The sequence below is a fragment of the Pseudanabaena sp. lw0831 genome (assembly GCF_016584665.1).
GTDB lineage: Bacteria > Cyanobacteriota > Cyanobacteriia > Pseudanabaenales > Pseudanabaenaceae > Pseudanabaena.
In genome coordinates this window covers 180020-190832 of sequence record NZ_BBJB01000057.1, presented here as the reverse complement: position 1 = coordinate 190832, position 10813 = coordinate 180020, and the positions used below count along the sequence as shown (strand labels likewise).

Annotated in this window: 11 protein-coding genes and 1 pseudogene; 11 read left to right on the top strand and 1 reads right to left on the bottom strand. The window is 42.1% G+C overall.

The genetic code is table 11. The features are described 5' to 3' along the window. Positions 1-41: 41 nt before the first annotated feature. Entirely contained in the window at positions 42-1721 is a 1680-nt protein-coding gene (locus tag APA_RS11800) for an adenylate/guanylate cyclase domain-containing protein (protein WP_201322454.1), read from the bottom strand. A 302-nt stretch (positions 1722-2023) separates the two neighbouring features. Between APA_RS11800 and APA_RS11795 the strand changes: the two genes are divergently transcribed. The 11 genes and pseudogenes from APA_RS11795 (at position 2024) to APA_RS11745 (ending at position 10785) form a co-directional block, all read left to right on the top strand. Next, positions 2024-3283 carry an aspartate aminotransferase family protein gene (locus APA_RS11795; RefSeq protein WP_201322453.1) on the top strand — a complete coding sequence of 420 codons (1260 nt, stop codon included), beginning with the start codon at positions 2024-2026 and terminating at the stop codon, positions 3281-3283. A 455-nt stretch (positions 3284-3738) separates the two neighbouring features. Further along, entirely contained in the window at positions 3739-4554 is an 816-nt protein-coding gene (locus APA_RS11790) for a creatininase family protein (RefSeq protein WP_201322452.1), read from the top strand. Next, positions 4535-5767: a Holliday junction branch migration DNA helicase RuvB gene (gene ruvB / locus APA_RS11785; RefSeq protein WP_201322451.1), complete on the top strand. Its 1233-nt coding sequence runs from the start codon at positions 4535-4537 to the stop codon at positions 5765-5767. Before APA_RS11790 ends, ruvB begins: the two co-directional genes overlap by 20 nt. Positions 5768-5934: 167 nt before the next feature. After that, the gene (locus APA_RS11780) at positions 5935-6168 is read left to right on the top strand and encodes a hypothetical protein (protein ID WP_201322450.1); all 234 of its coding nucleotides are present in this window, start codon (positions 5935-5937) and stop codon (positions 6166-6168) included. A 10-nt stretch (positions 6169-6178) separates the two neighbouring features. Then, a complete protein-coding gene (locus APA_RS11775; RefSeq protein WP_201322449.1) occupies positions 6179-6577 on the top strand; it encodes a type II toxin-antitoxin system VapC family toxin in 399 nt (132 codons plus the stop codon). A 103-nt stretch (positions 6578-6680) separates the two neighbouring features. After that, entirely contained in the window at positions 6681-7391 is a 711-nt protein-coding gene (locus APA_RS11770; RefSeq protein ID WP_201322448.1) for an AbiJ-NTD4 domain-containing protein, read from the top strand. 534 nt (positions 7392-7925) lie between these two features. Then, positions 7926-8144 (top strand): DUF433 domain-containing protein, encoded by a 219-nt coding sequence (locus APA_RS11765; RefSeq protein ID WP_236579523.1) that lies wholly within the window; start codon positions 7926-7928, stop codon positions 8142-8144. Positions 8145-8354: 210 nt separating this feature from the next. Then, positions 8355-8746 (top strand): annotated as a pseudogene (locus tag APA_RS11760) (IS1 family transposase); the annotation flags it as partial. A gap of 244 nt (positions 8747-8990) precedes the next feature. Next, on the top strand, positions 8991-9290 hold the full coding sequence (locus APA_RS11755) for a hypothetical protein (RefSeq protein WP_236579522.1): 300 nt from the start codon (positions 8991-8993) through the stop codon (positions 9288-9290). Positions 9291-9364: 74 nt separating this feature from the next. Then, complete coding sequence (locus APA_RS11750; protein ID WP_201322446.1) at positions 9365-9607, top strand: type II toxin-antitoxin system Phd/YefM family antitoxin; 243 nt, start codon at positions 9365-9367, stop codon at positions 9605-9607. 203 nt (positions 9608-9810) lie between these two features. Further along, positions 9811-10785, top strand: coding sequence for an alpha-ketoacid dehydrogenase subunit beta (locus APA_RS11745; RefSeq protein WP_103669647.1), 975 nt, complete (start codon positions 9811-9813; stop codon positions 10783-10785). Positions 10786-10813: the final 28 nt, after the last annotated feature.

The following is a 10813-nucleotide window of genomic DNA, read 5'->3' as shown; positions in this document are numbered from 1 at the left end:
CCCGCCACAACATTTTTGGTTTTTATATGGATTGGGGCAATTCACTTGGAAAAACTGGTTTTGCTTTTACTCAACATTTCTTTCACATCAACATCTTTCCAAAGGACTCGATACAACTGCAATGGCTCTTCTTTACCCTTTACCCTAATCAAGTCCAGCTTCTCTAGTGGCAGATTCTGACTGGAGATATGAGTCCTTGTGCTTTCAGAAATAAACACTTCTCCAGCCTTCGCGGCGGTACAAATTCGGCTAGCCACATTCATCGTGTCGCCAATATTGGTGTACTGAATGAGATTCTCAGAGCCAATATTTCCTGCGGCAACCATTCCTGTATTTAGCCCAATGTGAATCTGGATTTGCAGATCGCGTCCCTGTTCTGTCCAATCTTCATTTAATTGTTTCATCGCCCATTGCATCGCGATCGCGGCATTTACAGCCATGATCGCATCATCTTCTTTTTGATAGGGCGAACCCCACACCGCTAATAGGGCATCGGCAATATATTTCTCTAAGGTTCCACCAAAGGGGAAGACGATATCCTCGACCATTACCTTGAAATATTCATTCAAAAATTCGAGAACCTTACGAGGCTGCATTGGCGCAGTCATTTCGGTGAAGCCACTAATATCCGAGAACAAGGCGGTTACTTCCGCATCGATAATCCGATTTAAATCCCAACCTTCTTCGATCTTTTGGCTGACAGCGGCAGGAAAAAAACGCTCCAGCTTAGTACGACGAATCACCTCTGATTGCATATTGCGATAGAGGTGAGCATTTTCAATTGCGATCGCAGCTTGGTTAGCAAGACTACTCAAAAATTCTAAATCTTCTTTATGGTAGGCATGACCACGAGACAAATTATCCACATACAGAACACCGATTGTGCGATCTCTTGGTCTTAATGGAGCACACATGGCGGCTTGAATCGATTGTTGAATAATAGATTGCGAACTATCAAAACGGCGATCGAGCGAAGCATCATCACTGATAATCGCATCTCCCTGCTTAAACACAAAATTAGTAATTTTGCGACTATAAAAATCAAGATCGGCTGTGGCATTAGGATTGCTAAATCTATAGGCTTTTGGTTCTAGTAGTCCTGTTTTTTCATCGACCAGTAATAAGACGGCGCGATCGACCGACATAATTTTTAGCAATAATTCCAAAATCTTTTCAGGTAAAGCCGAATAAGCTTCGGGAGATGCTAATTCTTGGCTAACCTCCAGCAAAACTCGCAACTTTGCCGATGTTCTCTGTACCTCATCAGTCCCCTGAATCATCAACACCGAGCCTGATGTCGTTAATTTCTGCTCTTTCAGCAAATCTTGCATATTCACACGAGATTTCTCTGGAGAAACGCGCATTAAAATCGATAAACCTGAATTTGGAATTACTTTTTGACCAGAAGCAGAATCATCCCCAGATTGCGATTCATCAACTAATCGAAATACGACACTACCAAACTGCACCAAATCACCATGGTTTAGCTTTTGTTGAATAATCTTGACCTGATTAACAAAAGTGCCATTACTACTATTCAAGTCAGTAACATATAAGCCTTTATCTGTCACCTGAATTTCTGCATGATGACGGGAAAGACTACGCGCATCATCTTCAACGACAATACTGTTATCTAGTCCTCGCCCGATCGTATTTACACCATGTCGTAGATCGCAGATGCGCTCATGGGGAGTACCTTGACTTTGAATAATATATGGCATATTTTTTCCTGCTGCGACTACTGCAATATCATTACAGCGCAAAGCGCTGAAGTAAAACGCAAATTTTTTATTGAAAGTTTTGCTTTGCAAAACTTTCAATAAAAAATTTGCGTTTAAGTAACTAAGCACAATTAAATATAAAACCCAAAGATCTGTACCGCCCGCGCAGCGGGCGGTACAGATCTTATTTCTGGTTTTTTAATTATGCCAAGGTACTTATTCGCTAATTCCACTACAGAAGTACTTACGAAAACTCTCGTATCATTCATAATGAAATTAACAGCATTATCACATTTTTATCCATGTCTCCAACTACGTTAGAAGTACAATCTCAAGTTCAGGCAGATAATCAGGTTTCAACCGATCCCATTGCCGAGTTTAATCAATATGTGATGAGTACCTATGCTCGCTTCCCGATCGCCTTAGAGCGTGGTGCAGGTTGCCGAGTTTGGGACAGTACAGGCAAAGAATATTTGGATTTTGTGGCTGGCATTGCTACTTGTACGTTGGGACACGCACATCCTGCAATGGTCAAAGCCGTAACTGAGCAAATCCAAACTCTTCACCACGCCTCTAATTTGTTCTATTTTGCGCCCCAAGGTCAATTGGCTAAATGGCTGGTACAAAACTCTTGTGCGGATAAGGCATTTTTCTGTAACTCTGGTGCTGAGGCAAATGAAGGCGCGATCAAATTAGCGCGTAAATATGCCCACACCAAACTCGGCATTGAAGATCCCTTAATTTTGACCGCAAATGCTAGTTTTCACGGACGCACCCTCGCCACCGTAACCGCAACGGGGCAGCCTAAATATCATAAGAATTTTGCACCCCTTGTCCGAGGATTTGACTACATTAAATATAACGACATCGCCGCCCTCGAAGATGCTGTCAAAAAATATGAAGGCAGACTCTGCGCGATCATGCTCGAACCACTACAAGGTGAAGGTGGTGTAAATCCTGGCGATCGCGCTTACTTTGCTCGTGTTCGTGAGATCTGTGACGAGAAAAAAATTCTGCTAATTATTGATGAAGTCCAAGTGGGTATGGGACGCAGCGGAATGCTATGGGGCTATGAAAATCTTGGCATTCAGCCCGATATCTTCACCTCAGCAAAGGGCTTAGGCGGCGGCATTCCCATCGGCGCGATGATGTGTAAAGCGCATTGCGATGTGTTTGAGGCTGGGGATCATGCGAGTACCTTTGGTGGTAATCCTTTTGTCTGTGCCGTTGCCCTAGCAGTTTGTAGCACGATGGTTCAGGATAATTTGATTGCCAATGCGAGAGAGCGTGGTCAACAATTGCGAACTGGACTACAAGCTATTTGCGATCGCTATCCCCAACATATTGCTTCAGTCCGTGGCTGGGGCTTAATCGATGGTTTAGTTTTGCAAGAGTCCAGCCAGATTCAAGCCCGTGATGTGGTTGCCGCAGGGATTGAATCTGGTTTGTTGCTAGTGCCTGCGGGTGTGAAGGTGGTGCGCTTTGTGCCTCCTCTGATCGTCTCTGCCGAGGAGATTGATCAAGCTCTAGCCATCGTCGAAAAGGCGATCGCTAGCTTCTAGTTGGTTATTAATGCTTTACGGTCAAAATAGAACTTAGACCCCAAAAGGCATGGCTCAGTATTTGTTTCAGGGATTTACATTAGCTTAAATGGCTGAAATATCTGATGCGCAATGGTTTTACATCAAAATACAAAATGGTATAGCGATTTTATGTTTTGATGTAAAACCATTACTGGGTTTGATTCTCAAGTCATAAAAGTGTCGTCATACTAGTGTGACTTGGGATTAGCCTCGGATTACAAAGCATTAAGTTGTTTATCATGTTTGACCTCCCCATAACACCTATAGACCAAAACCCAAATAAATAGAGGCGGCGCAAAGCGCCGCCTCTATTTATTTGGGTTTTGATTTGTCCTAGCCTGCATTATTTATTAGAATTTGCGACTGAAGCCATCTTTAAAATCAAACAACATTATTATTTTAGAAATTGATCTAGGATAAATAATAAAATCGTCATGAGTTATTTCCCTAATCATCGATATTTTGCTTACCTCACGTCACCAGAAATCGCCGCAATGCCAAACAAGCAAAATGTAGTGATTATTCTACCGATGGGGGCGATCGAGCAGCATGGCGCACATTTGCCATTGATCGTTGATGCGGCGATTAGTATTGGGGTGTTGGCAAGGGCTTTAGAGAAATTAGATCCTGTGATTCCTGCCTATGCTTTGCCGCCTTTGTATTATGGCAAATCGAATGAGCATAGTACTTTTGCAGGTACGATAACCATGCGATCGCAGACGATGCTAGCGATGTTGACAGACATTGCTGAAAGTGTCTATCGAGCAGGATTTCGGAAATTAGCTTTGATGAATTCCCACGGTGGACAGCCGCAAATTTTGGAAATAGTTGCTCGCGATCTCCATGAAAAATATCCAGATTTTGCGATCTTTCCACTCTTTACTTGGCGGGTTCCTAATTTTGCCAAAGCGCTTTTGACGGAAAAAGAATTAGAATTTGGAATTCATGGTGGCGATGCGGAAACCAGCCTGATGTTGGCGCTTTTGCCTGAACAGGTGCAGATGGATAAAGCTGTTACCGAATATCCCTATGGCTTGCCTGAAAATAGTTTGCTCAGTATGGAATCGGCAAATCCCTTTGCATGGGTGATGCGCGATTTGACTCGTAGTGGTGTGTTGGGTGATGCTAAGGCTGCGACTAGAGAAAAGGGCGAAAAAATGCTTGCCTCTCTAGTTGATGGTTGGGTGCAATTGATCGAAGATATTTACAAATTTGAGCAACCTAAAGCATATGGCAATCATCTCCTCTAAACCAAATCAAACCCCGAATCCAGAAGACGATCGGGTTAATCACCAAACTGCTCAAAACTCTGCACCAGTTCCCGAACAAGCTGTCAGCAAAAAATCAACCTCCCGATCGCCTAAAAAATCCACTAAAAAAGAAGTGACATCGCCAGAAATGCAACAGGCGTTAGATTTGCTGCAAGCGGAAGCCACACCAGAGGAGAAATTAGAGGATCAACTTGCCAAAGATGCTCCTGCTCAAGTTTCAGTTGATATCAATATTCGCCCCAAAAATCTCGCAGACTATATTGGGCAGAAAGATTTAAAAGAACTGCTAAATATTGCGATCGCGGCGGCAAAATCGAGATCGTCAGCTCTCGATCATTTGCTGTTATATGGCCCCCCAGGGTTAGGTAAAACTTCTCTGGCTCTAATTATTGCCCAAGAAATGGGCGTGCAATGCAAAATCACTTCGGCTCCTGCCCTTGAGCGTCCCCGTGATGTGGCAGGATTACTGGTTTCTCTGCAACAGGGCGACATTCTCTTTATTGATGAAATTCATCGGTTACCTAGCGTGACCGAAGAGATTCTCTATCCTGCAATGGAAGATTATCGACTTGATATTACAATTGGAAAAGGTCAAGGAGCAAGGATTCGTAGTGTGCAGTTAAATAAATTTACGCTGATCGGTGCTACTACGAGAATTGGAGCATTATCTTCGCCATTGCGAGATCGCTTTGGGTTTGTGCAACATTTCCGTTTCTATGAGCAGGATGAACTAACGCAAATTGTGTCCCGCAGTGCCAAGATTTTAGAAACTCCAATCCATGACGATGGCGCGATCGCGATCGCCGCCAGATCAAGAGGTACGCCTCGGATTGCCAATCGTCTCTTAAAGCGAGTGCGGGACTATGCCGAAGTTAAGGCAAAGGGCGAACAGATTACAGGTGCGATCGCTGAATCAGCACTGGAATTATTTAATGTCGATCCGAAAGGTTTGGACTGGATCGATCGCAAATTATTAACGGTGTTAATTGAGAACTTTAATGGTGGCCCCGCAGGCTTGGATACATTAGCAGCGGCGACTGGTGAGGATGCTCATACAATTGAAGAAGTCTATGAGCCATATTTATTACAGATTGGCTATATCAATCGCACGCCTCGCGGTCGGGTAGCTACAGCCGCAGCATGGAAGCATTTGGGCTATTCTGTGCAATCTGCGATCGCGGGTTTGTTGTAGTATGCAATCGCCTTTCACTAAAAATCAGCCAAGCAGAGATCGCCTTTCAGCCTCTAATAGCGATCGCAACCATTCCCACAACTTCACAAATAGCTACGAATATTAGCTAAAATGTTGTAGTGCTACAATTGATTGGCGATCTCTCAAATTAACCAGCGCAGACGATTATGTTACAGACAATCCAAGGAATATATCGGAACGGTAAAGTTGAATTAGCAGAAGTCCCTCAAGATATTACGGAGAGTCAAGTTTTTGTGACTTTTTTTAAGCCTGAGTCAGTTAGTCGCGCTAATCAGTTTATGTCGTTTGGGATGTTTTCAGGTTCTCAACAATCGACTGAAGCTGATTTTAGAGATGCTGAATTTAATGGTGATATTGACGATGCTCTTGGCTGGGCTTAATTCTAGCAATATGAAATATATTCTTGATACCCACGCTTTAATCTGGTTTCTGGAGGGTAATTCTCGTTTAGGGGTGACTGCTAAAGAAATTCTTGCGGATTCAAGTAGTGAATTGATTTTACCTGCGATCGCTTTGGCGGAGTCGGTATGGATCGTGAGTCGAGGCAAGACTTCGATTCTTTCCGTTGATGCTTTGCTAAAGGTAGTGAAGCAAGATAAACGAGTTTCTATCTATCCACTTGATGCTGATGTAATTGAGAAAAGTATCAACCTCACTTCTATCAATGAGATGCACGATCGTCAGATTGTATCAACGGCTTTGGTGGTGGAGGGGCAAGGAAATCAGGTAGCTATTTTGAGTTGCGATCGGAATATTTGTGCTGCGAATTTGGTTAGGATTGTTTGGTAGTTTGACTAGGGAGATCGCCTAAAATATTTATTTTCAATGCTATAGTTACAAAATAGCTATAGCTGAAATTCTGCCTAAAAAAGTTTTTGTTAATTCTATTAAAATGTCATCATTAAAGTGTAAAGGCACGACAAAATCTGGTGCAAAGTGTAATCGTGAAGCAGGTTCTTCTGGATATTGCTATGCTCACGATCCTAAAGCCATAACTGAACGTGAGACTCAAAATCAAGCGTTAAAGTTAAAATCTAAATTTGCGATACCATCTAAAAGATTTAGCGAAAGACAGGGGTTTAAACACGTATCTGAAGTAATTCAAGTTGATGATATAAGTAAAGATTTAAGACATTCACTTTGGAATGTTTTAAGTAACAATTTTTTACTTAAGTATTCAGATCATACAAGAAGTGTTTTTTGTGGGAAGCAAATTGATGAGTTTATTAAATATTTGTGGATGGATTTTTTTAAAAAGCCAATAGATGATTTGCCATCTAATCTATATGCAAGTGTACAAGTAAATGAATTACGAGAACTCTTTGATGGATTTGAATGGTTTGAAGTTTATGATTTTCTTGAAGTTACCCTTAACTATTTTGAAAGTGTGACATTAGTGGAAGAGGTGAATAATATCTTAAACAGAGAGTTTTCAGGCTTTAGGTTTGTTGGAGGTGTATTTACAGATATAACAACTGAACAAGAGGTTAAGATGCTAGAGGAAGCATTGACTGGCAAGCGATTTCCTGCTGTATCGATCCATCTCCAACGTGCTCTTACTCTGATGAGCGATCGAAAAATCCAGATTATCGAAACTCTATAAAGGAGTCTATCTCTGCTGTAGAGAGTATTGCAAAAGAGATTACTGGTAAGCCTAAAGCAACTTTAGGAGAAGCACTCAAAGTTTTAGAAATTTCCAACAAAATCCATCCGTCTTTAAAAGAGTCTTTCTCAAAATTGTATGGTTATACTAGCGATGAAGGAGGCATTAGGCACGCTATGCTAAGTGAACCCAATCTTACTGCTGCTGACGCAAAATTTTTTCTACTTTCATGTACATCTTTTATCAATTATCTAAAGTCAAAAATTTAATCCTTTAATTGTCTTAGCCTATTTTAGAGTGTTTAAATTGAATCGCTGTTACTGACTGCCTAGGAACAACGATAAGAGGATGAGAATCGCGTTTGATGAGTAGAATAACCAAAAACTAAAGTCATGAAACAAAAAGAACTACTAACTGATGTTACGTGGAACGCTGAGATTGGGGCTTGGAGACCAAGCCTCTACCTTTACAAATATGTAGGGATTTGGTCTCCAAATCCTCTCTTAAGATGACATGGAAACATTCTGACGATCTTTGTTCTACGTAATATCAGTACTAACCCGAATCTCGATTAATCCTAATATTTGTTTTGGAAAACCCTGTATTCGTAGACATCGCATTTGGGTATCCCTAATTCTCGACTTCCTAGCCAGTGGCACTAGCATCCCTGAACTACTAGAAGAATATCCACAACTGCAACCAGAAGACATTTATGCTTGCATTGCCTATGGAGAAGCGAGCATTACAGCGTGAGAATATCACAGGAAATCTTTGGATCATTTAGCGTGGGCGCATCCGCATTATCAACCAACTAAAAAGTAAAAACAATTGCGATCGCTTTGTGCTGCCATAAAACCTAGTGAAATTTTAAAAATTTTATTGTCCCATACTATGGAAAAAAAATGGCACTGGTCAGTTAAGACGTGAGATGTAAAATAAAGAGGCAGAGTCAAGGAGAAAGGCATGGAATGTCCACACTGCCAAAACCAAAAGATAGTCAAGAATGGCAAGGATTGCCACCAAGACGGCAAAGCTATCCAGAATTATTTATGCAAAGGATGCAGCAAACGGTTCAACGAACGAACAGGAACCGCAATGTCAAGGCTGAGAACGCCAGCAAATGTGGTTTCCTTTGCACTCAAGATGAGGACAGAGGGGATGAGAATCAGAGCCAGTGGAAGAGTGCTAGAAAAATACCACACAAGTATCATGAGATGGGAGCAAAAATTAGCATCCCAGTCACAGCAATGGAGTCCCCCTGCCCCAGCAGGAGCAGATATAACAGTCGAGGGAGATGAGGTTTACACTCGCGTTGGCGAGAACCTCCCCCCTCAGAGTCAAAAGGATGGACAGTAATTAGTTCACAACTGGGTGAGACCTCATGTGGGCTTAGGGAAAAACAAGACTCCAGCTATGGCGATCGGACTATATCATCGACCGATCGCCATAGCTGGAGTTGCTATCATTGCGAGGCTTTACTTCCCTCACGTCTTAACCGACCAGTGCCGAAGTTTTTGAAATGCTCTTGCAAAGCGCATTTCAAAAAACACCAGAGATGAAACTCTACGAAAGATGCTAGATCAAGGAAAGCGACCTTCAGTGATAACAGTTATTGGAAAACCTCAGCCAATTATTGGGCTTCCAGAAAATTGGGAACAACCAGCACGTTTTTTCTACCCAAGTGAACAACCCATCATTATGGGATTCAACTGTTCTAGATCTAGTTTAGAGTCAATTGATGGAAATCAAAATGGTATAGGTTTTCGTGCTGGTACAATTTCTGATTTAAGAGAATGGCTTGACAAAGAAAAAGAACAACGTAAGTTTTGGATCGGCACAGTAGTCATTTCCTTTATATCCGTTGGTTCTATTCTTCTTCGAGTTAATTTACTGCATTAAGCTGTGATTTAGCAAGTGTAGCGATTTTGACTTTCAAAAGACATACGTACTGCTCAAATTTCCAGAAGAAAAAAATGTCCATTATTCCTCTAAATGAAGCTCAAGTTAAACTTCAAGATCTGATAAATGATGTTTCACATTCTCATGAGCCTATTCTGATTTCAGGAAACACATCTAATGCTTTTCTAGTCTCCGAAGAAGATTGGAAAAGAATTCAAGAAACAATCTATTTACCCTCAATTCCCGAAGTAGGAGCGTCAATTGTGGAAGGTTTAGCAACTCCTATTAGTGAGTGTAGCGAGACACTAGAATGGTGAGAAGGAAACAAGCGTGTATCGAATCAGTTTTTATAAAATCTGATTGTAAAGACGATTGCAAAAATAGATTTTATAAGGGCTAGCTATTTTTGAATATTCTTAGCGACAATATCCCCAAGTAAGGTTATGTGTATTGACGCACCCCAAAAGATATAATCGCTTAAGACTTGTTTACATAATCATAGATACAATCACAGATTTATATGGCAGAGGTTACTTTTTTCAACGCCCTCAGAGAAGCGATCGATGAGGAAATGGAGCGCGATCCAGCCGTTTATGTTTTAGGCGAAGACGTGGGGCATTATGGCGGCTCCTACAAAGTAACCAAAGACCTTTACAAAAAATACGGGGACTTGCGCCTACTCGACACCCCGATTGCAGAAAATAGCTTCACAGGGATGGCGATCGGCTCAGCAATGACAGGCTTACGCCCGATCATCGAAGGCATGAACATGGGCTTCTTGCTACTCGCTTTTAACCAAATCTCGAATAATGCTGGGATGTTGCGCTACACCTCTGGTGGTAATTTCAAAATCCCGATCGTCATTCGTGGTCCTGGTGGCGTTGGGCGCAACCTCGGCGCAGAACATTCGCAGCGTCTCGAAACCTATTTCCAAGCTGTGCCTGGGATTAAGATGGTGGCTTGCTCCACTCCTTACAACGCTAAAGGCTTGCTGAAGTCAGCAATTCGTAACGATAACCCAATCCTTTTCTTTGAGCATGTGTTGCTGTACAACCTCAAGGAAGATATCCCCGACGAAGAATATTTGTTGCCTCTCGACAAAGCGGAAATCGTGCGCGAAGGTAATGATGTGACGATCCTGACCTATTCACGGATGCGCTATCACGTACTCAAGGCCGTCGAGACTTTAGTTGATAGAGGCTACGATCCTGAAGTGATTGACTTGATTTCGCTTAAGCCTTTGGACATGGAAACCATCGTCACCTCGTTGCGCAAAACTCATCGCATTGTAATTGTTGAAGAAGGAATGCGCTGCGCCAGTATTGGTTCAGAGATCATTGCTTCGATTAATGATAGCTATTTTGATGAGCTTGATGCACCAATTGTTCGTCTTGCCGCGCTTGATGTACCAACTCCCTACAATGGCGGATTGGAAAATCTGACAATTCCTCAACCTGAGGATGTGATTGCCGCAGTTGAGAAATTGTTAGCATAAAAAAAGAGGCGGTGCTAAGCACCGCCTC

Excerpts from the sequence above, each read along its gene's own strand:
- APA_RS11800 (WP_201322454.1), bottom strand. The coding sequence starts at position 1,721 with ATGCCATATATTATTCAAAGTCAAGGTACTCCCCATGAGCGCATCTGC.
- APA_RS11795 (WP_201322453.1), top strand. The coding sequence starts at position 2,024 with ATGTCTCCAACTACGTTAGAAGTACAATCTCAAGTTCAGGCAGATAAT.
- APA_RS11790 (WP_201322452.1), top strand. The coding sequence starts at position 3,739 with ATGAGTTATTTCCCTAATCATCGATATTTTGCTTACCTCACGTCACCA.
- ruvB (WP_201322451.1), top strand. The coding sequence starts at position 4,535 with ATGGCAATCATCTCCTCTAAACCAAATCAAACCCCGAATCCAGAAGAC.
- APA_RS11780 (WP_201322450.1), top strand. The coding sequence starts at position 5,935 with ATGTTACAGACAATCCAAGGAATATATCGGAACGGTAAAGTTGAATTA.
- APA_RS11775 (WP_201322449.1), top strand. The coding sequence starts at position 6,179 with ATGAAATATATTCTTGATACCCACGCTTTAATCTGGTTTCTGGAGGGT.
- APA_RS11770 (WP_201322448.1), top strand. The coding sequence starts at position 6,681 with ATGTCATCATTAAAGTGTAAAGGCACGACAAAATCTGGTGCAAAGTGT.
- APA_RS11750 (WP_201322446.1), top strand. The coding sequence starts at position 9,365 with ATGTCCATTATTCCTCTAAATGAAGCTCAAGTTAAACTTCAAGATCTG.
- APA_RS11745 (WP_103669647.1), top strand. The coding sequence starts at position 9,811 with ATGGCAGAGGTTACTTTTTTCAACGCCCTCAGAGAAGCGATCGATGAG.